This window comes from [Mycobacterium] manitobense (assembly GCF_025821665.1).
In the GTDB taxonomy this organism is placed as follows: Bacteria; Actinomycetota; Actinomycetes; order Mycobacteriales; family Mycobacteriaceae; genus Mycobacterium; species Mycobacterium arseniciresistens.
The window spans coordinates 174,872-198,421 of sequence record NZ_JACKSJ010000062.1 but is presented as its reverse complement, the minus strand read 5'-3'; the positions used below and the strand labels follow the sequence as shown (position 1 = coordinate 198,421).

Genomic DNA, 23,550 nt, shown 5'->3' with positions numbered 1-23,550 from the left:
CCTAGCGGCCGACCTTCTCGCGCAGCAGGTCGGTGAAGAACCGGCCCGCGGACGCCGGACGGAACGCCCGCGCCGCCGCGGTGAGCGCATCCCTTGACTCCGTGCTCAGCTCGATGTCTGCGGCGGCGACGTTGAACTCCAGCTGCTCGACGCTCGACGCGCCGGGAATCGCCACCACGCCGGGCAGGCTGATCAGCCATGCCAATGCCACCTGCGCGGGCTTGGCGCCGACCTCGGCCCCGACGTCGCGCAGGGTGTTCAGGAGCGGCTGGATGCGACGCAGGTTCTCGGTACCGAACAACGGATTCATCGCGCGCACACCGCCGGGCCGGTTGTCCGGCCCGTACTTGCCGCCCAGCAGGCCCTGCGCCAGCGGGCTGTACGCCATCACCATGCGATTCTCCCGTTCGGCGAACGGCACCAGGTCGTCGAGTGCCTGCGGATGGGCGAGCGAGAAGTGCACCTGGTTGCTGACCACCGGCCGGCCCAGGGCGGCGTCGGCTTTACGCCACCGCTCGAGCGAGTAGTTCGACACCCCTGCCGCACCGATCTCGCCGCGGTCCAGCAGATCCCGCATCCCGGGCATGATCACCGAGTCGGGCACCAGCGGATTGGACTGGTGGATCTGGTACAGCGGGATGCGGTCCACCCCGAGCCGCTGCGCACTGGCCCGCGCGCGCTGCCTGACCACGGCGGGGAACGGCGCGATCGGCATGATCTTGCTGGCCACCACCACGTCGGCGCGCTCGTCGCCGAGTGCTTCACCGAGGATCCGTTCGCTTTTGCCGAATCCGTAGATCTCGGCGGTGTCGAACAAGGTCACCCCCAGTGCGCGGGCGCGCTGCACGATGTCGCGAGCGGGGCCCGATGCGTACTGGTCGCCGTACCCCCATTCCCGCGAACCGAACTGCCACGTGCCGAGGCCGATGCGGCTCACCGGTCCGATTCCTTCGACGTCGAGATGCTTCATTCCTCCGACGGTACCGACGTGAGCGATGAGTCTCGGGTCGCCGTCGAGTCTGATAGTCGTAAGAGGATTCCGACTGCTCGGAAGGGAGCCTGTGATGACAGGGAACCAGACCACCACATCGGCCGCGAAGCCGCCGGTGGCCGACCACGGCACGTGGCGCGCCGCACTCGACGACCTGCGGCGAAGGGAGAAGGCGGCGACCCGCGAGCTCGACGCGATCGCCGCGCAGCGCAGGCGGCTGCCGATGGTCGAACTGCCCGAGTACACGCTGATCGGCGCCGAGGGCCCCGTCCGGCTGGCCGACGTCTTCGGCGGCCGCTCGCAGCTGATCACCTATCACCACATGTGGAGCGACGGCGCGGACTGGCAGTGCGGCGGCTGCACCGGTTACACCAGCCAGTTCACCAGGCTGGAGTTCCTGGACAGCTACGACGCCCGATTCGTCGTCGTCACCAACGGCCCGATCGAGGAGGCGCTGGCCTACCGGGACAAGGTGGGCAACAGGATGGACTGGTACTCGTCGTCGGAGAGCTCGTTCGGCGTCGACGTCGACGCACCGCCGGGAGGCGGCTTCGCCGTCAACGTCTTCCTGCGCGACGGCGACACCGTCTACCGCACCTGGCACACCAACGGCCGTGGCACCGAGCAGCTCAGCCACAGCTTCCCGTTGATCGACATCCTCCCGTACGGCCGTCAGGAGGAGTGGCTCGATTCGCCGGAGGGCTGGCCGAGCAGACCGACCTACTCGGGCTGGCTGGACTCGCCGGATATCGCCCGGTTCTACGGAAAGGCCGGCAGGTGAGTGCGGAACGATTCGTCGCCAGCCGGAAGATCGCGGCGCCGCCGTCGGCGGTGTTCGCCGCCCTCGCCGACCCGGCGCGGCACAAGGACACCGAGCCGGGGGACTGGGTGCGCGACGCGGTGGACCCGACGCCGATCAGCGGCACCGGACAGATCTTCGCGGTGAACATGTACCTGGAGGCCGCGGGCGGACACTACGTGATGGACAACCTGGTCACCGACTTCGAGCCGGACCGGGTGATCGCCTGGCTACCAGGACAACGCGACGAGTCCGGCGCCCACGTTCCCGGTGGCTGGTCCTGGCGTTACGACCTCGCCCCCGACGGTGACGGAACGGCGGTCACGCTGACCTACGACTGGACGGCGACGCCGCAGAGCTTCCGCGATGAGATCGGCGGCATGCCACCGTTTTCCGAGGACTTCATCGCCGAATCGCTCGGGGCGCTGGAGCGCTGTTGTCTGACCTACAGCGGCTGAGCCTCGACCATCGACCAGTACCGGCGTTCGCGTTCGGTGAGATCGTTGCCGGTGATCGCGCCGAATTCCGCAGCGTCCTGCGCGAACATCGTTGCCGCGTCGGGTAGCGCGTCGGGACCCTCGAGCCGGAAACAGCTCGGCGCCAGCGGACCGAACAGCAGTGCCCGGCGGAGTTCGGGCCATCGCGACAGTTCCGGTTCGACACCGGCGGCCCGCGCAAAGGTCAGTGCCGCCAGATTCATCCGGGTCTTCTGCGACGCACCGCGACGTGACCGATATGCCGCGACCGACGCGCGCTGCTCCGCTTCGGTCACCGCCGGCAGGATGCCGCCCCACAGGTAGGCGATCCATCTCGCCTGCAGTTCCAGCGGCACGAAGTACCCGCCGGACTGGTCCCACATCCCCACGAAGGCCAGGCCGGGGAGGTCGGGATGGAACGTGTGACGGTCGGCGTCGAGGTGTGCCCCGTCGAGGTCGAGTGTCGCGTGGACGTTTCGACCGAGGAACGGCAGGCTCAGCTCGAATCCGGTGCCGAACAGAATGGCGTCGAATGTCTCGGCCTGCCCGTCGGCGAACGTGACGGTGTCCCCTGCGACCGAATCGATCCACGGGCGCACCGTGATCCGGCCCTCCGCCACGAGGGGAAGGTAGCTCTGGCCGAGGGTGACACCGGCGGCGAACAGTGACGGATCGGGTGCCGGTGCGCCGTACTGGTCCGGGCTGCCGCCGGCCTCGGTGACGATCTCCCGCAGCTGGCGGTCGATCTCGGCCGCGGGCAGGACCTCGTTCGACAGCGTGCCGTATCGGGTGAAGATCCGATGGTCGGACGGCACACCGGCGGCGAACTTGGGCAGCACATAACGCTGCCGCCGCTGTGTGACGACGACACGGGACGCTCCGAGTTGGGCCAGTTCGGCCGCGATCTCGAGCGCACTGATGGCGCCGCCGGCGACGAGCACCCGCCTTCCCAGATACCGGTCGTGGTCGCGGAAGTCATACGTGGAACCGATGCCGGGGTCGCCGGAGAACGACTCGAGCCCCGGAACGGCCGGGATCACCGGTGAATGAAATCGACCGGATGCCACCACCACCCGGTCGAAGACCTCGGTGCCGTCGGAGTGCCCGACCAGCCATCCGGTGTCGTCCAGGTTCACCGAGTCGACCGCCGTGCCGAATCTGATCCGGGCGGTCAATCCGAATGATTCGGCGTAGCGGTGCAGATAGCGCAGCACGTCGGCGTACGGCGGGTGCACGAGGTGACCGCCGAAGGGCAGGTCGCTGAAGGCGGTCAGGATGCGGCTGGTGTTGGTGTGCATCGACGGCCACACGCCGCTGCGGCCCGGCAGTCCGGACCACTGTCCGCCGAGAACCGGATTCCGTTCGAAGATCGTCGGTTCGAAGCCGCACGATGCCAGCCAGCGCGCGGCGACCAGGCCTCCCGGGCCTGCCCCGATGACGGCGACGCGTTCCGCCACGGGATTTTCAGCCCCCGGGCATGTCGATGTCGAGCAGTGCCATCGCGTCCCGGATGCTGGCGTCCGCCCGGTCGAGTGTCGCTTCGAGGCGGTCGATCTCGGCGCCACTGCTGTTCGGCGTCAGGGTGACGCAGATGCCGGCGAACGATCGGTATTCGTCCACGGCGTTCTGCAGCGCCTCGTTGACGTCTTCCTCCTCGCTGGGCAGTTGATCCTCGAGCAGGTCCGTGGCCTCCTCGAGATCGCGGCAGCCGCTGCGGACGGTCGAGTACTCGCTGTTGACCATCGCTTCTCCCGCGGTGCCCAGCGCCCTGCCGATGGCGGCGACCGCCGAGGTGACATCCCGCTTCCAGGCTTCGGTCACGGGGACGGGAGCGGTCAGTTCGGCGCCGGCGACAGCACGGCCCTGGATCGCGGTACTGCACCCGGTGAGCAGTCCGGCCAGCAGCACTATCGCGAGTAACGGCCTCATGCGGGCCGAGTCTATGGGACTGCGGACGACCCGGACGGCTTCAGCGAAGGGATTCGGCGCGGGCTCAGCCGGTGGCGGCGGTCGGGCTGGAGTGGCTCGCGGGCTGCACGGTCACCGCATCCATCGGCGGCCCGTTCAGGCCGCTGACGCGGCGTTCGGCGACGGTGGTCGCGACCGGGGTGCCGTTCTGGACGATCGCGACGATCGCCACCTCGTCGTCGACGTCGAAGGTCGTCGCGGGACTCACGGTGTGGTTGCCCCGCTCGGTGAGTGCCGTGGTCTCGGGGGTGATGCGGTAGGTCTGCGTGACACCGTCTGCACTGCGCGCGGTCACCGAATCCGGGGTGACGGCGATCAGGCGGCCCTCGTGGTTGAGCGCGGGCGCGCCGGCGGTCACGGGCGCCGTGGACGCCGCAGGCGGGGCGGGGGACTCGGCGGGCGCCAGCAACTGGACGGCCGCGGCGGCCACCACTCCGGCACCGGCCACTGAGGCGGAGATGGCGCCGATCACCACGTTGGACCGAGAAGAGGTCCGCGTGACATTACGACCGGTCGCCGCAGGTATTCGGACCGGTGCTTCTTGCATTCGATGTCGACCCGTCATGCGGTTGAGGTTCCCCCGTGTGCGACGGAGGTAAACCGCTCCGGCGAACTCGTCACGAACCGATCCGCCGGGTGGCCTCTCACCTGGGAATACGGCGACGTACCGTGAAGCCGATGGCCCCCGCGATCCTGACCAGCGAGGAAGCGCGGCGTGCTGTGGCCGCCGAACTGGCCGGTGCGGTCGCGCGCCCCGCCCGGCGGGTGCTTGCGGGTGTGACCGGGCCGCCGGGCGTCGGGAAGTCGACCTTCGCCCTCGCCGTCGTCGAAGAGCTCAACGAGCGGTGGTCGACGCCGGCGGCATACCTGCCGATGGACGGCTTCCACCTCGCCAAGGCCCAGCTCGACCGTCTGGGTCTGCGCCGGCGCAGAGGAGCTCCGGACACCTTCGACGTCGGCGGTTACTGCGCCACCCTGACCCGAATCGCGGACAGTCACGGCGTCGCCGATGTCTTCGTCCCCGACTTCGACCGGGCGCTCGACGATCCGGTCGCCGCGGCACGGGTGGTGCCCGCGCAGGCGCGCGTCGTGGTCACCGAGGGCAACTATCTGGCGCTGGTCGCCGACGGCTGGGCTGCGGTGCGTCCACTGCTCGAGCGGCTGTACTACATCGACGCCGATGCGGAGGTGCGGCGCCGGCGGCTGATCGACCGGCATGTGACAGCCGGCCTCGGCGCGGTCGACGCGCAGCACTGGGTCGACACCGTCGACGAACCGAACGCTCGGCTGATCGCCGCGACAAGCGCGTCGTGCGACCGGGTGCTGCTGATCGAGGACGGGTAGTGGTCAGTGGTCGGCATCGGACAGGATCAGCGCCAGCATCGTGTCGAGCCTGTCGGCCATCCGGTGACAACTGACGGAGCGGGACCGCACCTGCAGCAGCGCGCCCCAGAACACGGTCTCGAGGGTGGCCTGCACCTCAGGCCATGCTCCGGCGCCGAGTGCCGCGGCGATGCGCCGCTGCACTTCTGCGCCGATCCGCGTGCGGACATCGGCCACCACGTCGTCGTCGTTGCGGAGCAGGGCGCGGCTGCACGCCTCGGACAGTCGCGGTTCGTCGGCCAGCACCATCGTGATGGCCCGGAGTTGGGCGCTCACCCGGGCCGCGGCGCCGAGCCCGGGATCGACGTTCAGCGGTAGGGCACAGATCCGGTGCAGATAGAGCTCGGCGAACATCGCGTCGAGGGAATCGAAATGTGCGCGCAGTGCGGTCGGGGCGACCCGCGCCCGCGCGGCCAGGGCCGGCAGCGAGACATCGACGACCCCGGGCGCGTCGCTCGACTCGTCGAGCAGTTGGGCTGCCGCGGTGAAGACCCGTTGGCAGGTACGCCTGCGCCGGTGATGTGAGTCGCGCAGTGAAGTGACGTGCACCACAACTGCACTGGACATGTGTCCAGGTTAGTCGGTCCGACAGTGCATCGCAATCAACGCCGGATGACTCGCGTAGATGGCTGTTTTCGCGCGAGCCGTGGGCGATGCGGGACTTCGGCGGGGGCGGCCTCGTTTCATGAACCGATCAGATCGGACATGTGTCCAGCCCGCTGCGACTCAGGACCGGGTCAGCCGTGCGTACCGCTTCAGGTGGTGGTCGGTCGACCCGAACTCGTACTGGACGGCCGTGAGCCGCTTGAAGTAGTGGCCGATCGCGAGTTCCTCGGTCATGCCCATTCCGCCGTGCAACTGGACGGCGTTCTGCCCCACGAACCGCGCTGCGCGCCCGACCGTGACCTTGGCCGCCGACACCGCGCGGGCCCGCTCCGCCGGTTCGGCGCCCAGCTTGAGCACCGCGAGATACGTGGCGGCGACCGACTGCTCGAGCTCCATGTGCATGTCCACCATGCGGTGTTGCAGCGCCTGAAAGGAGCCGATGGGTTGTCCGAACTGCTGCCGTTGCCTGCAGTACTCGACGGTGTCGGCCACCACCTTCCGCATGCCACCCACCGCCTCCGAGCAGACCGCGGCCGCGCCCTCATCGCGTGCCTGGGCCAGTGACGGCCCGGCCCGTCCCGCGGCGCCGAGCACTGCGTCCGCGGACACCTGCACGCCGTCGAGAACCAGGTCGGCCGCGCGACGATCGTCGATCGTGCGGTAGACGTGCGCGTGCACACCCGGCCGATCGGGTTCGAGCAGGAACAGCGACACGCCGTCGTCCGGGGTGCGCGCGGTGACGAGCAGATGCGTGGCCAGCGGCGCGTTCATGACGACGATCTTCTCGCCGTGGAGCACCCAGCCGGACCCGTCGCGTCGGGCCTCGGTCGTCACCCGCTGCCAGTCATCGCCCGATTCCGCCTCGGTGGCGGCGAGCGCGACGATCGCCGAGCCGTCGGCGATCTTCTCCAGCAGCGCCGTGGCAGCCGGTCCGCCCGCCCGGAGAAGCAGTCCGGCGGCCACCACCGCGGTGTCGATGTAGGGCTCGATCACTAGGGCATGGCCGAGCGCCTCGGCGATCACCATCGACTCGACAGGTCCACCGCCGATGCCGCCGACGTCCTCGGGCAGGCCCGCGCCGAGGATGCCGAGCTCTTCGGCGAACCCGCGCCAGATCTCGGGCTGCCAGCCGGCGCCGGTCTTGGCCGCCGATCGGCTCTTCTCCAGGTCGTAGCGTGTCGAGAGGTATTTCGACAGCCCGTCGCGCAGGAGTTCCTGTTCGTTGGTGAGTGTGAAGTCCATCTAGAGCCCCAATGCGGCTTTGGCCAGGATGTTGCGCTGGATTTCGTTGCTGCCGGCGTAGATCGAGCCGGCCCGGTCGTTGAAGTACCGCAGTGGCGCCACGGCTTGCCATGGTTCGCCGCTGACGTAGCCATCCGGAGGCGGCTCGTATTCGGCGATCGGTCCGCCGGGTTTGGTGGCATGCGGCTGGTAGACCCGCGCCCGCGGCCCCGCGGCCTCCATCGAGAGTTCGGTGAGCGTCTGGCTCAGCTCGGTGCCGAGCACCTTGAGCATCGACGACGCCGATCCGGGGTTCCTGCCCGCCGCGACGGCCGCCAGCACCCGGTACTCCAGGATCTCGAGCACCTCGGTCCGGATCCTCGCGTCGGCGAGCCGCAGGGCGAAGGCGGCGTCGTCGATCAGTAGGCCGCCGTCCGGACCGGGCCGGCCCGCCGCGACGGTGGCGATCTCCTCGGCGAGCACCTGGAGCGCGGGCGACGAAGCCCCGCCGCCGCGTTCGAATTCCAGCAGGTACTTCGCCACCGTCCAGCCGTCGTCGATCCGGCCGATCACGTTGGCCTTGGGCACCCGGACGTCGTCGAAGAACACCTGGTTCTGGACTTCCTCACCGGAGGTCATCACCAGTGGGCGGATCTCGATCCCGGGGCTGGTCATGTCGATCAGCACGAACGTGATGCCCTGCTGCTTCTTCGCCGCGCGGGTGGTCCGCACCAGGGCGAACATCCAGTTCGCCTCCTGTGCGTGGGTGGTCCAGATCTTGCTTCCGGTGCACACCAAGTGTTCGCCGTCATCGACGGCCGCCATCGACAGCGCGGCGAGGTCGGAGCCGGCCTCGGGTTCGGAGTAGCCCTGACAGAAGAACACCTCGCCGGTCAGGATCCGCGGCAGGAAGTACTCCTTCTGCGCGTCGGTGCCGAACTTCACGATCGCGTGGGCGACCATCCGGATGCCCATCGGCGACAGCGACGGGGCGCCGGCCAGGGTGGCCTCGCGGCTGAAGATGTAGTGCTGCGTCAAAGTCCAGTCGCAGCCGCCGTACTCGACAGGCCATGCGGGCGCCGCCCAGCCCTGCTCGTGCAGGATGCGTTGCCACTCCATGCTGGCGTCGTGGTCGGCGTACACGCTCGTCATCAGCCGCCCCGCCTGCCGCAGTTCGGGAGTGAGCCGGTCGTCGAGGAAGGCGCGCACCTCCTCACGGAAAGTCAGGTCCTCCGGTGACCAGTCCAGGTCCATCGGACCTCCCGTCTGTCGATGTGGTTACGCACAGAGTAAACCTAGTTAGTCAGGTGGAGGTGAAGGGCCCAGGGACGGGCGGTCGGCGCAAGTTCGCCAATCGCCCGCCGCAGCGGGCTCGATCGGTGATGATGACGGCCGACTAGGCTTTGCTGCACGAGGCGCAGCGTCGGGCCGGGAGTCACCCCGAACCGACACCACACGAGGACGGGACCCACAACGTGGATCGGCGACGTAGTAGTCAGGCCAATCGGTCACCCATGGCGCTGCTCGAGCAGATGCCGGCGCTGGTGCTGCTCGAGCGGTTCCCGGTGCCTGTGCTCGCGGTTGCCGAGGGCGGCGCCATCCTGTTCGCCAACGGTGCGTTCGCCGCGATGCTCGGGCGCAACGCCGAGGACATCCAGCGAATGCAGTTCGCAGACATCTGCACAACGGTTCCCACCGACGGACCGGTGTTGTCGGTCGTGCACGAGCACGCCGACATGATCGTCGAGCTCGTGGACCGCGAGGGGTCGACAGTCCGTGCGCAGATGAGTCGTTCGGCGTTGTTACGCGGCGATGACCCGGTCGCGTTGGCCACGTTCCAGGACCTCACCGAGCGGCTGTGGGTCGAGGAACTCTAAAGACCGGCCGGTTCAGCCGCCGGACGGCGCTCGCAATGCCTCGCGGGCGAGGAACTCGCGGAAGTACCCGAGTGACTCGTCGGCGACGACGGCAGGCAACAGCACCTGCCACATCCGGGTCAACCGGTTGCGGAGATCGTCGTCGACACCCGAGAGCAGTTCGGCGCCGAGCATCGCGCCGACGATGATCTCGGCCACTGCGCCCGGTTCAAGCCCGGCCCGCAGATCCCCCTCGGTAGCGGCCCGCCGGACCTCGTCTGCCATCTCGTCGAGCCAGCCCGCATAGACCAGTCGCGACACTTCGCTGAATCCGCCGAACACCCGCAGCAGTTGCGCGGCCGTGCGGGTGAGCGGGTCGGTGGCGACCCGGTCGACCACCATGAACAACCCGTGAATGATGTTCTCCAGAGCCGGCGACGTGGATGCGCTGATGCTGCGGAACGTCGCCAGCAGGTTGGCCCCGCCCTCGGCGATGATGGCGACCGCCAGTGACTCCTTGGAGTCGAAGTGGTAGTAGAGCGCGCCCTTGGTCAGCTCGGCGCGCTCGATGATGTCTCCCAGACCGACTGCCGGATAACCGATCTCGCCGATGAGATCGACCGCTGCGTCGACGATCCGGCGCCGCGTCGCCTCAGAGCGGGCCTGCCGCGGCATACGCGATCACCTCCGGCGATGGCCTCGAGTTCTCCGGACTGCAGCCCGGAGGGCGATCATAAGTCATCGGCGGGCAGCGGGGTGGCCCGCTTGAGTGCCTGCGCTCCGCGCCGCCGGGCGAACTGGGTGAGGTAGCTCAACCGCTCGGGCCGTGCGATGCCCGGCAGTACGACGTCCCAGGCGTCGACGAGCCGCGTCAGGAACGCGTGCGGCTCGTCGAGGTCGGTCGTCTGCCGGATGCCCACGTACATCGCGACCAGTAACACGGCGATGTCATCGGCGTCGCGGCCCTCGAGCAGGTCGCCCTCGTCGATGGCGCGCTGCGCGATGCCTGCGAAGCCGGTGACCCACGAGCCGTGCACGCGGATGGCCAGTCCGTCTGTGCGCCCGATGGATTCGAGAAGGTTGAGCCCGGCCCTGGCGAGGTGGTCACCGATGTCCTCCACGGCGATCACGAACATCACGTCGATGAGCGTCTCCGTGGCGGGCAGTCGCCGGGCCAGCACCTCGGCAACCACGGCGCGGCTCTGTTCGGCCCGGTGGTCGACGATCGCGACCGCGAGCGCGTACTTGGACCGGAAGTGGAAGTACATCGCGCCCTTGGTCACCGCCGCGTCGGCCAGGATGTCGTCGAGGCTGACCATGCTGTAGGCGCGCCGGGAGAACTGCCGCGCTGCGGCCTGCAGGATCAGCAGGCGCGTGGCGTCTGCTTTCCGGTCGACCTGATCGCTCACGGGGTCACCTCGGAAACTGGACTGACAGACGATTCTTCCTGGGATGTGACGGACGGGCACGGCACCCGCTGGTTGGTTGATCGCCCGCCGAACCCTCGAGGGACAGCCGGTCGCTGGTGATTTAACGACACGTCAATACTCTAAGTCATGCCAGAGGGTGCAAAGCATGCCTAAAGTATGTAAAGTGCCCGATCGTGATGACTTCTGGTTCGCGACCGGCGGAGCGGCCGGTGACGTCGCCGCGCCCGGTTCCGGGTCGGCGTACCAGCGACCGGACTCTTTGTGCAGGTCGGTCGGGTGCTACGTTTGGTGTTGTTGCCACCGCCCGCCCTGGCAAACCCCTCGAAGTTCAGTGCGGGCTGTGGTGACCCATATCACTCAATTCGTACGCGGTCGTGTCTGCGTGAAGAAGCAGTCGGCAGATGCGTTAATTTTCGTCGTAGCAGCAGTGTTCGGCCGAAGCGGCTCGGCTGTCTTGCATCGGAGCCCGTCGACCGTGGACTCGAGTCCGCGTCCATCAGCAACGTTGAGGTAATTAACAATGTGGGACGAAGAAGTTGACGTCGTCTGTGTCGGAGGAGCCGTCGGAGGCCTGGCGAGCGCCATGATCGCGGTGGACGCCGGCGCCGAGGTGTTCGTCGCCACGGCGCCGCCACCGGTGGACGACGACGTCGTGCCGCCACCACCCTCGTATCTCGAGCGGGGCTGGCTCACCCACGCGCCCGAGGACGACGAGACGCGCGAGTACTTCGCGGAGCTCTCCGAGGACCTAGCCACGCTCGACCCCGTCGCGGGCGACATGGAACTGCCGACCCGCGTCGTGCGGGCTCAGACCCGCGACGAACGCGACGGCCGATGGGTCGAACCCTTCTACGGCGGTCGTCTCAGGAAGTGGGCCACTCAGTGCCTGCGGTCGCCCTACGGTCTACTGCACTCACGAGTGGCGGACTGGCAGACCACCACGATGCGGACACCGGCCGGGCGGGCGATCGAGGTCAAGCCGCTGGGCCCGGTGGGAACGGCTGGGACAGTGCTCTCGCTGGCCGACTGGCTCGGGGGACAGGCGCGTGATCGGCAGATCAGCATCCACACCGGTGTCGCGCTGCAGCGGGTCGTGTTCGAGGACGGGGAGGTCGCCGGCGTGGTCGTCGACGGCGTGGACGGTCCGCATGCGGTCCGGGCCCGGCACGGGGTGACGATCGCGCCTGCCGACAGTCACGCGGTGGCCATCGGCCGGCGGCCCCTGCAGGGCTACGAGGGATACCGGCAGCTGTGCCTGGTCAGCGAGTCCGCCAGCCGGTTCGCCCGCCTCGAGCTGCTGAACATGGGGTCGACGATCCCGGAACGCGCGCTGAGCTGCCACTCGATGAGCCGGCAGCTCCATCAGCCGCCCCGCGATGGGCGGGCACTGCGTTCAGAAGCTGGGCGTGGGCGAAAACTGCACCGGTACCCGCCCGCCGGCCAGTAGCGCCTCCATCGCGTCGCTGGGCAGCGGTCGGGACAGCAGGAAGCCCTGCGCCCGATGGCAGCCGTGTCGCAGCAGCGCGACGGCTGCGGCCTCGGTCTCCACGCCCTCGGCCACCAGCTCGAGGCCGAACGCCTCGGCAAGGGCGATGATCGCGCGCACGATGGCCAGGTCACCGGGATTGGAGCCGAGATCCGCGACGAAGCCCTTGTCGATCTTGAGGGCGTCCACCGGCAGTGACTTCAGCAGCGACAGCACGCTGTAACCCGTCCCGAAGTCGTCGATCGCCACCTGCACGCCGACGTCCTTCAGGCCGCCGATCGTCACCCTGGTCGTCTCGATGTCCTGGACGACCACGCTCTCGGTGATCTCCAGGCACACCGAACCGCGCTCGAGGCCGAACTCCTCGACGATTTCGGCCACCGAGTCGATGAAGCCGTCGGTGACCAGCTGCACCGGAGAGACGTTGATGCGCAGTACGATCCCGTGTCCGACGCCGGCTGCACGCCACCCTGCGAACTCCGCGCACGCGTTGCGCATCACCCACCGGCCGAGCTCACCGGCGAGGTTGATCGACTCGGCCACGCCGATGAACGCGTCCGGCGACAACAGGCCGCGGGTCGGGTGCTGCCACCGCACGAGTGCCTCGACAGCGAGGATCTCGCCGGTGCGCATGTCCACCTCCGGCAGGTAGTGCAGCACCAGAGACCCGCTCTCGATGACGTTCTGCAGGTGCAGTTCGATGTCGTTGCGGAATTCGCTGTCCAGCGACATCTCCGCCGAGTAGACCGCCACCTGATTGCCGCCGTGCGACTTCGCGGTCAGCACAGCCTGATCGGCGCGGCTGAGAAGGTTCGACGTGGTGTCATGTCCCGGCACACCGACGGCCACGCCGATGCTGACCGTGCGGGTCAGCATCTCGCCGTCGATCGAGACGCGCTCGCGCAGCACCGCCTGCAGTCGGTAGGCCAGCCGTTCGGCTTCCTCGGGCGAAAGTGGCGAGGCGGGCACGACCACGAATTCGTCGCCGCCGAGTCGCGCGATCAGCTTGTGGTCCCCGTCGTCCTGTCGGAGGCGCTCGGCCAGTATCCGGATGAACCAGTCGCCGGCGGTGTGGCCGAGGTAGTCGTTGATGGCCTTGAGCCGGTCGAGGTCGATGAACAGCACCGACACCGGCCCGGGCCGGCCCGGCGCCAGTCTGGCGTCGAGGTGCGACCAGAGCGCCCGGCGGTTGTACAGGCCGGTGAGGTCGTCGTGGTCGGCGAGGTAGCGCAACCTGTCTTCGGCGGTGATGCGCGCCTGCACCTGCGCGAACAGTGACGCGATCGCCTTGAGCGCATTGAACTCCGCCGCCTGCCATTCGTGGTGACCCGACGTCGCGAAGCCGAGGACGCCGGTGGTCACGTCGCCGGACAGCAACGGCACCAATGCCGTCTCGATCGATCGCTGCTCGGCCGAAGGGGACGCGCTGTCGAGCCGCTTCTCGAGGACCAGAGGCTCCTTGAGGTGCTCGACGCGGCCGAAGTCCGCGTCCGTGTCGAACGGCTGGACGCTGTACGGGTCGGCGGCGTCGCGGGGCGGCCATTCGGCGATCAGGACGGATTCGCGGCTGCTGTGGTCGTTGTGCCGCAGGAATCCGGTGTCGACCGCGAAGTACGTGCCCACGAGGGCCAGCACCCGCTCGCTGGCCTGCGCCGATGTCGCGGCATCGACGGCCATCAACTCGGTCGCGACCGCCGCGACGAGATCGTCGAGGCTGCCCCGGTCGGCGCCGGCGGCCATCAGGTGGTCACGGCGGCCGCCGCCGGCTCTCCGGATCCGGTCAGCGCAGCGATCTTCTGCAGCTCTGAGAAGAAGGTGGACACCTGGTGGGCGTCCGCGCGGTTGGCGAAGGTGCGCCGGTCCCACCACATCATCTTGGTCTGATAGCGCTCGTCGGGATATGGCGTCGCCGGGATCCTGGCCGCCAGCACACCACCCGATGATAGCCAGCGGTTGAGGACGTAGGCCGCTGCGGTCGCGACGGCGAACTGGATATCGAGCAATACCATCGAATGCAGGGGCATACGTGCCAACACATTTGTCAGCTTTCGGCTCTGTTCGGGGTCATCGGACACCCACGCCGATTTGATCTCCACGACGCCGAACGGTAGTCGATCACTGACCATTTTTCGCACCGCGTCCAATCCCGGTTGACCGCTCCATTCAACAACGGCATGGCAATCGTCGACATTCAGGTATGGACCCTTTGCCCGCACTCCGCCGACGACGCGGCCGTCGGTATTGATTCCCGCGCAAAACAAAGCCGTGTCATTTCCGCTACGCAATGCCGGCACATCGAGGGCTGCTTCCACGCCGTGCTTTCGATAGCTGAGTTCGGCGCCGCGAACATACTCGGACCACAGCTCGGGTTCGGCCGCCGGTTGTGCCACCACAATGGTGCATTCGCTGTCGGGGTCCCACCAGCTGGGGCTCGTCTCCAGGCGCAGGTCCACCGAGCCGGAGGTGTCTAGCTGGGGAGCGGTCATGTGAGTCCATCCTTCGGGCAGCCGACCACCGGGGTCGAAGCGGCTGATTCTGGCGCGCATCACGCAGGGTTACGAATACGCGTTGATGAGTATCCCGCTCACGGCGACTTCAATTCCAGCTAGCGAGAGAGACTTGTCCAGCATTGCGCTTAATGGTTACGACTGTGCATCGGAGTTCGCACCCGGCCCGCGAAAGATGGCAATCTCGGCTAATCATGGTCACCGCTGGTCGTATTGCGTCATCGTCGTGCGCTGGCGAACTTTGCAATAGTTTCGGCGGACCGAAAGGCCGTCGCGAGAGGCCGCATCGCAATTTTTCGTGTTTGCCGCAGAGGTGAGCCGGGAAGTCGATTTCCTCGCCATTGGACAGTGGCGTAGAGCGTCCCCGCGCGTCCGGCGGGATTCGTCGGGAACGGCGGCCGCCCGCATTCCGTCACCCCCGATGGCCTCCCCGGCCGCAGGTCGGACGCCGGGCGCCCAGGTGAGCGGCACCACGGGATGACCCGGCTCGCTCGTCTCGCCGGCCGCCGGACCGGCAGGACGGCCGGCGTCGCGGTGTTTGCCCGCCGGTCGTCGATCCTTGAACGTTCACGCGGTTCACAGAAAACGGGGCCGATCCCGTCGCTGCAGGGAAATTCCAGGCCACCGCGCCGGTTTCGCCGGTGTGGTCCGGCGTAGAACGATGCGGTGCGGCCGCGGAGCCGGCCGCACCGGCCATGCCTTCCGGCGCACGCGCCGATACACGCGCCGCTCGCCGTGGTCGTCGTCCGGTGCGGTGACGGCTGCCGCCTTCCGGCGGTCGACCATTCATGATCAGAAACGCCGGCGTGCAGGAAACGGGGCCGGCCCGGTACGTTGACAGGCTTCGTGTTTTGCCGTCGCAGCGACGGCAATATCGTTCGCCACCGTAGTGAAAGCGCAGATCACGCGCCCGGTGGGGGCACCAATCGCAGTGTCGTTGCTCACACCGGACCAATAACTGTTACAGCCGTCCAATTGTCTGCTGCGTCAAACCACACATCGGGTCGCTGCGGGGCGGAATTGACAATTGACGCAATGAAAAAAATGGCGCGGCCGTAAATCGTCGATCGATGTTCGAAAACGACAAGCGGTCGATCCGTCGGGCAGTGAGCCGGCTGACGCCGCGACTGTTCGAGTACGACGCTGGCAGACGCGGCAGCACACGACTCGAGGGGCGGGCGGGGCGGACGTCGGCCGGCGGCTCACGGGCCTTCTGGCCCGTTCGTGACCGCGAACGGTGAACGTGCCGTGGTGCACGGTACTGCGGATCCGCCGTGCCGGGTGGATCCACGCGGCCCTCGAGCGGTTATCTTGTGGCTGAGTGCCGCCGCCGCGAGGACGGCGTCGAGAGGAGAAGTCATGAAGGTGTTCGCCGGTCTCGACGAGCTCGTCGCCGCGGAGGGCGTTCAGCTCGGTCCGACCGAATGGCTGGAGGTCAGCCAGGACCGCGTCAACCTGTTCGCCGACGCGACCGACGACCATCAGTGGATCCACATCGACCCGGCGCGTGCGGCGGAGGGTCCGTTCGGCGGCACCATCGCGCACGGTCTGCTGACCCTCTCGCTGCTTCCGCACTTCACCCATCAGCTCTACCGCGTCGAGAACGTGGCGATGGCCATCAACTACGGCTACAACAAGGTTCGGTTCATCACGCCCGTGCCGGTCGGTGCGAAACTGCGGGCGCGCGCTGAGATCGCCGAGGTCAAGCAGCTCGACGGCGCCGTGCAGGCGACCATGACCGTGACCGTGGAGGTCGACGGGTCGGACAAGCCGGCCGCGGTCGCGGAGTCGATCGTCCGCTTCATCGGCTGACCCCCACGGGGCCTGCCCGAGTCCCTACCGTATTGCTTACAGTCGACGTATCGTCACGGCAGTTCGCAGGTGGCTGGACTGGAGGCAGGGTGTCCGACTTCTCAGGCAGGCAGGCCATCGTCACCGGTGCCGGATCGGGTATCGGGGCGGCGCTGTGCCGCGCACTCGTGGCGGCGGGAGCCGAGGTGCTGTGCACCGACATCGACGAGGTCGCCGCGGCGGGCACGGCCGCCAGACTGGGCGCTGCGGCGCGATCGGCGCGTCTCGACGTCACCGACGCCGCCGCCGTGCAAGCCGCGGTCGACGGCGTCGTCGCACGTGCCGGCCGGCTCGACCTGATGTTCAACAACGCGGGCATCACGTGGGCCGGCGACACGGAGCTGCTGACCCTGGACCACTGGAACGCGATCATCGACGTCAACATCCGGGGAGTCGTGCACGGCGTCGCGGCGGCCTACCCGCAGATGATCCGCCGGGGCGGCGGCCACATCTTCAACACCGCGTCGATGGCCGGACTGGCTGCAGCCGGCCAGATCACGAGCTACGTGATGACCAAGCACGCGGTGGTCGGGCTGTCTCTGGCGCTGCGCAGCGAGGCGGCCGCGCACGGGGTGGGGGTGCTCGCCGTGTGCCCGACGGCAGTCGAGACGCCCATCCTGGACAAGGGCGCGGTGGGCCCCTTCGACGGCCGCGAATTCTATCGACGGGGCCAGGGCAGCAAGCACTTCCACGACCCCGACAAACTGGCACGCGATACCCTGCGCGCCGTGCGGCGCAACCGCGCGCTGCTGGTCACGCCCCGCCAGGCGTACGCGGGCTGGATGTTCGCCCGGTTCGCACCGGGGCTCATGCAGCGGATGGCGATCCGCTTCGTCGCTCGTCAGCGCGCCGCGGCGGCACCGGAGACCGCGACGTGAGCCTGCCGACTCCGCGTCCGCCCGAGATCACCGGTGCCTGGCTGGGGGCGGTGCTCAGCGCAGGTGGTCGCGACGTCGGTGTGGACGCCGTCGAGGTGACGCCGATCGGGTCAGGTGACGGCGGAGCGTTCCGGCTGACACCGACGTATGCGGCTGCGCAGCCGGACCTGCCTCGCAGTTTCACCCTCGAGACACCCGGGGGCTTCGGACACCGCAGCGAGTGCGGGTTCTACGCATCGGTCCGCGGTCGGGTGGAGGTGCCGGCGCCCGAGTGCGTGCTCTGTGAGATCGACGCCGAGACTGGTGAATCCGTGTTGCTGCTGGCCGATCCGGCGCCGGTGGTCGTGGTGGACCCGCTCGACGGCTGCGACGAGGAGCGCGCACGGGTGGCCGCCTCGGCAATCGCCGGGCTGCACGCGCCGACCTGGTGTGCGCCCGAGTGGTTGCGGTTTCCCGGCCTCGCCGCACCGCTGCCGGACAGTGCCGCGGCCAGGGCGCTCGGCGACGCCGCCCGCGCAGGCGGGGAGCGGATCGTCGAGCGGTTCGGTGGGCGGCTCACCGTCGAGGACACCGCGACCCTTGCCGAGGCCATGGCCGCGGTCAGCTCGTGGGTGTCTGCCGCACAGGGCCGATACAGCCTGCTGCACGGCGACTTCCGCCTCGAGCATCTGCTGTTCGCCCCCGACGGTGTGGCGGTCCGGGTGACCGGCTGGCAGACACTCACGGTCGGACTACCGGCCCGAGATGTCGCCTGCCTGGCCGGAACCGGCATGGAGCCCGAGCTCAGGTCGACGGGAGACCATGATCTCGTGACGGCCTACCACTCCGCACTGGTCGAACGCGGAGTGACCGGATACGACCTCGAAACCTGCTGGCACGACTATCGTTACGCCATGTTGCAGGCCGTGCTGAGCTGCGTGTCGGCGCTCACCGTGGCGACATCCGGCGGGCATGCGGCGGACCCGTTGCTCGCGATGCTGCACCGCGCCTGCGTGGCCGTCCGCGACCTGCGGACGCTCGAACTCGTCGCCGAGGTCGACTCCGCGGAGCGGGCGGTCGCGCAGTATCTGACACACGTCAACGTTCATTGACGTGTGTCAAAAGCGCTGTTAGTGTCCTGGTTCACAGCAGGAGGTGGGCATGGCCACGCAGCATCCGCGGGTCGCAGTCATCGGTGCGGGCATCAGTGGCCTCACGGCAGGCAAGATGCTCAACGACTACGGGGTGCCGTACACCACGTTCGAGAGCTCGGACCGCATCGGCGGCAACTGGGCGTTCGGCAATCCCAACGGCCACAGCAGCGCCTACCGTTCGCTGCACATCGACACGTCCAGACAACGCCTGTCGTTCAAGGACTTCCCGATGCCGGAACACTTCCCGACCTTTCCGCACCATTCGGATGTGAAGGAGTATCTGGACGCCTACGCCGACACGTTCGGACTGCTCGACCACATCGAGTTCGGCAACGGCGTGGTCCGCGCGGATCGCCTCGACGGGGGCGGCTGGGAGATCCTCGACCAGGGTGGGGAGCGGCGCCGGTTCGACCTGCTGGTGGTGGCCAACGGCCACCACTGGGACCCCCGGTTCCCGGAATTCCCGGGCACCTTCACCGGTCAGTCGATCCACTCGCACCATTACGTCGACCCGACGGCGCCGCTCGCGCTCACCGGGAAGCGGATTCTCGTGGTCGGTCTGGGCAACAGCGCCGCCGACATCACCGTCGAACTGTCGTCCAAGGCGCTGCAGAACCGGGTCACGCTCTCCACCCGGTCGAGCGCCTGGATCGTGCCGAAGTACATCGCGGGCCGGCCCGGGGACACCATGTGGCGCACCACCCCGTACCTCCCGCTTTCGTGGCAGCGCAAGGCGCTGCAGATGGTGGCGCCGGCGATGGGCACCGACCCGATCCGGTACGGCCTGCCGCCGGCGAATCACAAACTGTTCGAGGCGCATCCGACGCAATCGGTCGAGCTGCCACTGCGACTCGGATCGGGTGACGTGATCCCCAAGCCGAATGTCGCGAGGCTGGACGGCGCGGCGGTGCACTTCGAGGACGGCACAAGCGACGAGTTCGACGTGATCGTCTATGCCACCGGCTACAACATCACGTTCCCGTTCTTCGATCCGGACTTCATCAGCGCACCCGACAACACCATTCGGCTCTACAAGCGGATGTTCATGCCCGGCATCGCCGATCTGGCGTTCATCGGATTCGCCCAGGCCGTCCCGACGCTCTTCCCGTTCGTCGAGTGCCAGTCCCGCCTGCTGGCCGCCTACGCGATCGGGCGCTACGCGCTGCCGCCGGCCGGGGAGATGGACCGGGTGATCGACGCCGACCAGCAGCGTTACGTCGGGCACTGCACGGATCGGCCACGGCACACGCAGCAGGTCGACTACTTCTACTACGAGCACGACATCCGGACCCGCGAGCTTCCCGCGGGCGCCAGGAGAGCCGCCGCCACATCGCCACTGGTGCAGGCGGCGTCGTGAGATCGGCGACCGACCGCCGACCGCCGAACCGCAGCGATGTGCGCCGCGAGGCGATCCTGTCCGCACTCGACCAGTGGTTGCGCGAGACCAGCCTCGACGACGTCAACATCGCACACATCGCGCAGCAGGCCGGAGTGACGCGCTCGGCGTTCTACTTCTATTTCGAGAACAAGGCGGCGGCGGTCGCGGCGCTGATGGAGCGGATCGTCGACGAGACCTTCGTCGTCAACGATGCGTTCACCGCGACGCCTCAGCCGCCCCCGGCCCGTGTGCGGGCGATGCTCGACGGGCTCTTCGGCACCTGGGAGCGCCACCGGCACCTGTTCCAGGCGATGCTGGAAGCGCGGGGGTCCAGCGCGTCGGTGCGCGAGATCTGGGACCGCGCGCGTGAGGCTTTCGTCGACTCGATCGCGGCGATGATCCGTGCCGACCGCGCTGCGGGCGTCGCACCCGAGGGTGCCGATGCGGAGGTGCTGGCGACGGTGCTGCTGGAATTCAACGACCGTCTGCTGGAACGGCTGACCCTGGGCGGGACGCTGACCCCGCAGCAGCTGCTGGACGGCGCCGCCGCGGTCTGGCTGGGCACGATCTACGGAATCAACACGACGCTGGACCGATCGCAGGAGCTGGCATGACCCGCAACGAGATCTCCTTCGAATCGGACGGCGTCACGTGCAGCGCCTGGCATTTCCCGGCGCGGACTGCGGACTTCGACTCACCGGGCGGGCGTCCGGTGGTGGTGGTGGCGCACGGATTCGGCGGTACCAAGGATTCGGGACTGGCGCCGTTCGCCGAGCAGTTCAGCGCCGCAGGCCTCGATGTTCTGGCGTTCGACTACCGCGGCTTCGGCTCCTCGGAAGGTGAACCGCGCCAGAGCGTCTCCGTCGCCCGGCAGCTGGCGGACTACCGCGCCGCATTGGCGACCGCGCAGCGCCTACCCGGCGTGGACCGTCGTCGCGTCGTGCTTTGGGGCTCGTCGTTCTCGGGCAGTCACGTGCTGCGGGTGGCCGCCGAATGCCAGGAGGTCGCCGCGGTGATCGCCATGACCCCATTGACCAGTGGACTGGCCGCGAGCCGTGCGGCGGTGGCGCACCGAGACCTCCTCGCCGCGCTGCGGTGGACCCTGGTGGGCGTGAAGAGCCGCGTGCAGGTGGCGCGGGGGCGGCGTCCGTCTCTGATGCCGTTGGCGGCGCCGCCGGGGGAGTCGGGTGCGCTCGCCCTCGACGGCGCCTACGAGAGTTACCGCCGCATCGCCGGACCGACGTGGCGCAACGAGATCGACGCCGGAATTGGCTTCGAGCTGGCCAAGATCCGTACTGCGAAGGCCGCCAAGCAGATTCGCGCCCACGTCCTGGTGCAGATCGCCGACTTCGACCGGTTCGTGCCTGCGGACTCGGTCGCGCGCACTGCCGTGCAGGCCCGCGCGCAGGTGCACCACTACCCGTGCGACCACTTCGACGTGTGGCCGGGGCACGACTGGTTCATGACCGCCGCCGGACACCAGGTCGGCTTCCTGCGGCGCGCGCTCGCGCAGCAGGCCCCGCCGGTCAGAACTGGGTAGAGCCGCAGTCGACGGCGATCGCGGCCGCGGTCACGAAGCGTGACTCGTCGCTGGCCAGCCAGGCCACCGCGTCGGCGATGTCCTCGGGCTGGGCGATGTCGGGGATGAACGGGGTGACCATGTTCATCAGACCCGGGTTCGTCGCGTCGGCGCGAACCAGTCCTTCCACCATGTCGCCGGTGCCCATCGGCGTGTTGACCGCTCCGGGATGCACACTGTTGACCCGGATCCGGTGCTTGCCCAGTTCGGCGGCGAACGCCCGCGCCATGCCCGTGACGGCGTGCTTGCTGGCCGTGTAGTGCACCATGAACGGCTGCATCTTCAACCCTGCGGCCGAACTGATCAGGATCACCGACCCGCCGCGGCCACCGTCGATGAGGTGCTGTGCGGCTGCCATCACCGTGTTCCAGGTGCCGGTGATGTTGACGTCGGTCACGTCGCGGAAGTCCTCGGGCGTGATGGTGTTCCACGCCTGCGGTGCGGTGATCCCGGCGTTGGCGACGACGACGTCGAGCCGGCCCAGCTCGGCGACCCCCGCGTCGACCGCCTCGCGGAGTCCGTCGTGGTCGCGGGTGTCGACCACCGTGGACAGGATCCGGCGTCCGGTCGCCTCCACCAGCTCGACGGTCTCGGCGAGGTCCTCCGGAGTGGCGGAATCGTAGGGGACGCACGACGGCAACTTGCCCGCGACGTCCACCGCGATGATGTCGGCACCCTCGGAGGCCAGCCGGACGGCGTGGGCCCGCCCCTGTCCGCGCGCGGCCCCGGTCACGAACGCCACTCTGCCACTGAGTCTCTCGCTCAAATCCGTACTCCTATGTCGTCTCGGTCATGTGTGTCGAGGTGGCTCAGCTTCGGCGCTGTGCCGCCCGTACCAGCCCGCCGCCGATGATCAACCGCTGGATCTCGCTGGTGCCCTCGTAGAGGCGCAGCAGCCGGACATCGCGGTAGATCCGCTCGACGGGCACGTCGCGCATGTAGCCGCTGCCGCCGTGGACCTGCACCGCCAGGTCGGCGACCTTGCCGACCATCTCGGTGCAGAACAGTTTCGCGGTGGACGGGGCGATCCGGCGGTCCTCACCGGTGACCCACATCCTGGCCGCGTCGCGCACCAGCGCACGGCCTGCCATCACGCCCGCCTGCATGTCGGCGAGCATCGCCTGGACGAGCTGGAAGCTGCCGATCGGCGTACCGCCCTGGGTGGCGTTGGCGGCGTAGGCGACCGACTCGTCCAGCGCACGCTGGGCCGCCCCGACCGACAGCGCGGCGATGTGGATCCGTCCTCGGGCGAGTGACGTCATCGCGGCGCGATAGCCGATGTCCTCGGCGCCGCCGATCAGCGCCGAGGCTTCGACCCGGACGTCGTCGAAGTTGACGTCCGCGGTCCAGGCGCCCTCCTGGCCCATCTTCGCGTCCTTGGCGCCGACCGTGACGCCGTCGGCGTCGGCGGGAACCAGGAACACCGCGATGCCCGGCCCGTCGGAATCCGCCGGCCGGGTCCGCGCGAAGGTGACGAAGAGGTCGGCCGTCGGGGCGTTGGTGATGTACTGCTTGCTCCCGGTGATCACCCAGTCGTCGTCGTCTTGCGAGCCGTCGCGAACCGCCTTGGTGCGCAGCCCCGCGGGGTTCGAACCGGCGCCGGGTTCGGTGAGCGCGAACGACGCGACCACGGCGCCGGACGCGATGTCCTCGAGCCAGCGGGTTTTCTGTTCATCGGTGCCGAAGCCCACGAGCACCTGTCCGGCGATGCCGTTGTTGGTGCCGAACATCGACCGCAGCGCCAGCGAGGTGTAGCCGAACTCCATCGCCAGTTCCACGTCCTGGGCCAGGTCGAGGCCGAGGCCGCCCCACTCCTGGGGGATCGCGTAGCCGAACAGACCCATCTTCTTGGCCTGCTCACGCAGGTCGTCGGGGACGCGGTCGGCGGCCAGGATCTCCTGCTCGCGCGGCACCACGGCGGTGCGCACGAAGTGCCGGGTCTGGTCGAGGATCTCGCGGAAATCTTCGTCGCCGACTTCACTCATGGAGATTCTCCTTCCGCGGGCCA

General features: G+C 68.6%; 24 protein-coding genes. 11 read left to right on the top strand and 13 right to left on the bottom strand.

Annotation, left to right across the window (positions count from 1 at the left end; genetic code table 11):
• Position 1: 1 nt before the first annotated feature.
• Complete coding sequence (locus H7I41_RS08375) at positions 2-970, bottom strand: aldo/keto reductase (protein WP_264012111.1); 969 nt, start codon at positions 968-970, stop codon at positions 2-4.
• 94 nt (positions 971-1,064) lie between these two features.
• Between H7I41_RS08375 and H7I41_RS08370 the strand changes: the two genes are divergently transcribed.
• Complete coding sequence (locus tag H7I41_RS08370; protein WP_264012110.1) at positions 1,065-1,772, top strand: DUF899 domain-containing protein; 708 nt, start codon at positions 1,065-1,067, stop codon at positions 1,770-1,772.
• On the top strand, positions 1,769-2,248 hold the full coding sequence (locus H7I41_RS08365) for an SRPBCC family protein (protein WP_264012109.1): 480 nt from the start codon (positions 1,769-1,771) through the stop codon (positions 2,246-2,248). The genes H7I41_RS08370 and H7I41_RS08365 overlap by 4 nt, the downstream gene beginning before the upstream one ends.
• On the opposite strand, the gene H7I41_RS08360 is transcribed toward H7I41_RS08365, so the two are convergent.
• From H7I41_RS08360 to H7I41_RS08350, 3 genes are all read right to left on the bottom strand, one after another.
• The gene (locus H7I41_RS08360) at positions 2,236-3,723 is read right to left on the bottom strand and encodes a flavin-containing monooxygenase (RefSeq protein ID WP_264012108.1); all 1,488 of its coding nucleotides are present in this window, start codon (positions 3,721-3,723) and stop codon (positions 2,236-2,238) included. The genes H7I41_RS08365 and H7I41_RS08360 overlap by 13 nt on opposite strands.
• Before the next feature lie 7 nt (positions 3,724-3,730).
• Positions 3,731-4,195 (bottom strand): hypothetical protein, encoded by a 465-nt coding sequence (locus H7I41_RS08355; RefSeq protein WP_264012107.1) that lies wholly within the window; start codon positions 4,193-4,195, stop codon positions 3,731-3,733.
• Between the two features lie 64 nt (positions 4,196-4,259).
• On the bottom strand, positions 4,260-4,709 hold the full coding sequence (locus H7I41_RS08350; RefSeq protein ID WP_264012106.1) for a hypothetical protein: 450 nt from the start codon (positions 4,707-4,709) through the stop codon (positions 4,260-4,262).
• Positions 4,710-4,912: 203 nt separating this feature from the next.
• Here H7I41_RS08350 and H7I41_RS08345 point away from each other — a divergent pair, with 203 nt between their 5' ends.
• Positions 4,913-5,578, top strand: coding sequence for a nucleoside/nucleotide kinase family protein (locus H7I41_RS08345; RefSeq protein WP_264012105.1), 666 nt, complete (start codon positions 4,913-4,915; stop codon positions 5,576-5,578).
• 3 nt (positions 5,579-5,581) lie between these two features.
• On the opposite strand, the gene H7I41_RS08340 is transcribed toward H7I41_RS08345, so the two are convergent.
• From H7I41_RS08340 to H7I41_RS08330, 3 genes are all read right to left on the bottom strand, one after another.
• A complete protein-coding gene (locus H7I41_RS08340) occupies positions 5,582-6,184 on the bottom strand; it encodes a TetR/AcrR family transcriptional regulator (RefSeq protein WP_264012104.1) in 603 nt (200 codons plus the stop codon).
• Between the two features lie 159 nt (positions 6,185-6,343).
• Positions 6,344-7,465, bottom strand: a complete 1,122-nt coding sequence (locus H7I41_RS08335) for an acyl-CoA dehydrogenase family protein (RefSeq protein WP_264012103.1) — start codon at positions 7,463-7,465, stop codon at positions 6,344-6,346.
• Positions 7,466-8,698 (bottom strand): acyl-CoA dehydrogenase family protein, encoded by a 1,233-nt coding sequence (locus H7I41_RS08330; RefSeq protein WP_264012102.1) that lies wholly within the window; start codon positions 8,696-8,698, stop codon positions 7,466-7,468.
• A gap of 260 nt (positions 8,699-8,958) precedes the next feature.
• Between H7I41_RS08330 and H7I41_RS08325 the strand changes: the two genes are divergently transcribed.
• On the top strand, positions 8,959-9,321 hold the full coding sequence (locus tag H7I41_RS08325) for a PAS domain S-box protein (protein WP_264012101.1): 363 nt from the start codon (positions 8,959-8,961) through the stop codon (positions 9,319-9,321).
• A gap of 12 nt (positions 9,322-9,333) precedes the next feature.
• Here H7I41_RS08325 and H7I41_RS08320 read toward each other — a convergent pair whose 3' ends face one another.
• Together H7I41_RS08320 and H7I41_RS08315 are read right to left on the bottom strand one after the other, a co-directional pair.
• On the bottom strand, positions 9,334-9,975 hold the full coding sequence (locus H7I41_RS08320) for a TetR family transcriptional regulator (protein ID WP_264012100.1): 642 nt from the start codon (positions 9,973-9,975) through the stop codon (positions 9,334-9,336).
• Between the two features lie 56 nt (positions 9,976-10,031).
• Complete coding sequence (locus H7I41_RS08315; RefSeq protein ID WP_264012099.1) at positions 10,032-10,709, bottom strand: TetR family transcriptional regulator; 678 nt, start codon at positions 10,707-10,709, stop codon at positions 10,032-10,034.
• A 541-nt stretch (positions 10,710-11,250) separates the two neighbouring features.
• On the opposite strand from H7I41_RS08315, the gene H7I41_RS08310 reads away from it, so the two are divergent.
• Positions 11,251-12,177: a hypothetical protein gene (locus H7I41_RS08310; protein ID WP_264012098.1), complete on the top strand. Its 927-nt coding sequence runs from the start codon at positions 11,251-11,253 to the stop codon at positions 12,175-12,177.
• Here H7I41_RS08310 and H7I41_RS08305 read toward each other — a convergent pair.
• The gene (locus H7I41_RS08305) at positions 12,124-13,956 is read right to left on the bottom strand and encodes a putative bifunctional diguanylate cyclase/phosphodiesterase (RefSeq protein WP_264012097.1); all 1,833 of its coding nucleotides are present in this window, start codon (positions 13,954-13,956) and stop codon (positions 12,124-12,126) included. The two genes, H7I41_RS08310 and H7I41_RS08305, sit on opposite strands and share 54 nt — an antisense overlap.
• Positions 13,956-14,702, bottom strand: a complete 747-nt coding sequence (locus H7I41_RS08300) for a hypothetical protein (RefSeq protein ID WP_264012096.1) — start codon at positions 14,700-14,702, stop codon at positions 13,956-13,958. Before H7I41_RS08300 ends, H7I41_RS08305 begins: the two co-directional genes overlap by 1 nt.
• A gap of 1,380 nt (positions 14,703-16,082) precedes the next feature.
• On the opposite strand from H7I41_RS08300, the gene H7I41_RS08295 reads away from it, so the two are divergent.
• From H7I41_RS08295 to H7I41_RS08270, 6 genes are all read left to right on the top strand, one after another.
• Complete coding sequence (locus H7I41_RS08295) at positions 16,083-16,535, top strand: MaoC family dehydratase (RefSeq protein ID WP_264012095.1); 453 nt, start codon at positions 16,083-16,085, stop codon at positions 16,533-16,535.
• A gap of 89 nt (positions 16,536-16,624) precedes the next feature.
• Positions 16,625-17,452, top strand: a complete 828-nt coding sequence (locus tag H7I41_RS08290; RefSeq protein ID WP_264012094.1) for an SDR family oxidoreductase — start codon at positions 16,625-16,627, stop codon at positions 17,450-17,452.
• The gene (locus H7I41_RS08285; protein ID WP_264012093.1) at positions 17,449-18,543 is read left to right on the top strand and encodes a phosphotransferase family protein; all 1,095 of its coding nucleotides are present in this window, start codon (positions 17,449-17,451) and stop codon (positions 18,541-18,543) included. The genes H7I41_RS08290 and H7I41_RS08285 overlap by 4 nt, the downstream gene beginning before the upstream one ends.
• 49 nt (positions 18,544-18,592) lie before the next feature.
• A complete protein-coding gene (locus tag H7I41_RS08280) occupies positions 18,593-19,942 on the top strand; it encodes a flavin-containing monooxygenase (RefSeq protein WP_264012092.1) in 1,350 nt (449 codons plus the stop codon).
• Positions 19,939-20,577 carry a TetR/AcrR family transcriptional regulator gene (locus tag H7I41_RS08275; RefSeq protein ID WP_264012091.1) on the top strand — a complete coding sequence of 213 codons (639 nt, stop codon included), beginning with the start codon at positions 19,939-19,941 and terminating at the stop codon, positions 20,575-20,577. The genes H7I41_RS08280 and H7I41_RS08275 overlap by 4 nt, the downstream gene beginning before the upstream one ends.
• Positions 20,574-21,503: an alpha/beta hydrolase gene (locus H7I41_RS08270; RefSeq protein ID WP_264012090.1), complete on the top strand. Its 930-nt coding sequence runs from the start codon at positions 20,574-20,576 to the stop codon at positions 21,501-21,503. Before H7I41_RS08275 ends, H7I41_RS08270 begins: the two co-directional genes overlap by 4 nt.
• Here the strand turns inward: H7I41_RS08270 and H7I41_RS08265 are convergent.
• Both H7I41_RS08265 and H7I41_RS08260 read right to left on the bottom strand, forming a co-directional pair.
• Positions 21,490-22,308 (bottom strand): mycofactocin-coupled SDR family oxidoreductase, encoded by an 819-nt coding sequence (locus H7I41_RS08265; protein WP_264012089.1) that lies wholly within the window; start codon positions 22,306-22,308, stop codon positions 21,490-21,492. The genes H7I41_RS08270 and H7I41_RS08265 overlap by 14 nt on opposite strands.
• A 43-nt stretch (positions 22,309-22,351) precedes the next feature.
• Complete coding sequence (locus H7I41_RS08260; RefSeq protein ID WP_264012088.1) at positions 22,352-23,527, bottom strand: acyl-CoA dehydrogenase family protein; 1,176 nt, start codon at positions 23,525-23,527, stop codon at positions 22,352-22,354.
• Positions 23,528-23,550 lie beyond the last annotated feature (23 nt).

Bases quoted from the DNA above. Each gene is read 5' to 3' on its own strand.
- H7I41_RS08375 (WP_264012111.1), bottom strand. From the start codon at position 970: ATGAAGCATCTCGACGTCGAAGGAATCGGACCGGTGAGCCGCATCGGC.
- H7I41_RS08370 (WP_264012110.1), top strand. From the start codon at position 1,065: ATGACAGGGAACCAGACCACCACATCGGCCGCGAAGCCGCCGGTGGCC.
- H7I41_RS08355 (WP_264012107.1), bottom strand. From the start codon at position 4,195: ATGAGGCCGTTACTCGCGATAGTGCTGCTGGCCGGACTGCTCACCGGG.
- H7I41_RS08345 (WP_264012105.1), top strand. From the start codon at position 4,913: ATGGCCCCCGCGATCCTGACCAGCGAGGAAGCGCGGCGTGCTGTGGCC.
- H7I41_RS08340 (WP_264012104.1), bottom strand. From the start codon at position 6,184: ATGTCCAGTGCAGTTGTGGTGCACGTCACTTCACTGCGCGACTCACAT.
- H7I41_RS08335 (WP_264012103.1), bottom strand. From the start codon at position 7,465: ATGGACTTCACACTCACCAACGAACAGGAACTCCTGCGCGACGGGCTG.
- H7I41_RS08330 (WP_264012102.1), bottom strand. From the start codon at position 8,698: ATGGACCTGGACTGGTCACCGGAGGACCTGACTTTCCGTGAGGAGGTG.
- H7I41_RS08325 (WP_264012101.1), top strand. From the start codon at position 8,959: ATGGCGCTGCTCGAGCAGATGCCGGCGCTGGTGCTGCTCGAGCGGTTC.
- H7I41_RS08320 (WP_264012100.1), bottom strand. From the start codon at position 9,975: ATGCCGCGGCAGGCCCGCTCTGAGGCGACGCGGCGCCGGATCGTCGAC.
- H7I41_RS08310 (WP_264012098.1), top strand. From the start codon at position 11,251: ATGTGGGACGAAGAAGTTGACGTCGTCTGTGTCGGAGGAGCCGTCGGA.
- H7I41_RS08305 (WP_264012097.1), bottom strand. From the start codon at position 13,956: ATGGCCGCCGGCGCCGACCGGGGCAGCCTCGACGATCTCGTCGCGGCG.
- H7I41_RS08300 (WP_264012096.1), bottom strand. From the start codon at position 14,702: ATGACCGCTCCCCAGCTAGACACCTCCGGCTCGGTGGACCTGCGCCTG.
- H7I41_RS08295 (WP_264012095.1), top strand. From the start codon at position 16,083: ATGAAGGTGTTCGCCGGTCTCGACGAGCTCGTCGCCGCGGAGGGCGTT.
- H7I41_RS08280 (WP_264012092.1), top strand. From the start codon at position 18,593: ATGGCCACGCAGCATCCGCGGGTCGCAGTCATCGGTGCGGGCATCAGT.
- H7I41_RS08270 (WP_264012090.1), top strand. From the start codon at position 20,574: ATGACCCGCAACGAGATCTCCTTCGAATCGGACGGCGTCACGTGCAGC.
- H7I41_RS08260 (WP_264012088.1), bottom strand. From the start codon at position 23,527: ATGAGTGAAGTCGGCGACGAAGATTTCCGCGAGATCCTCGACCAGACC.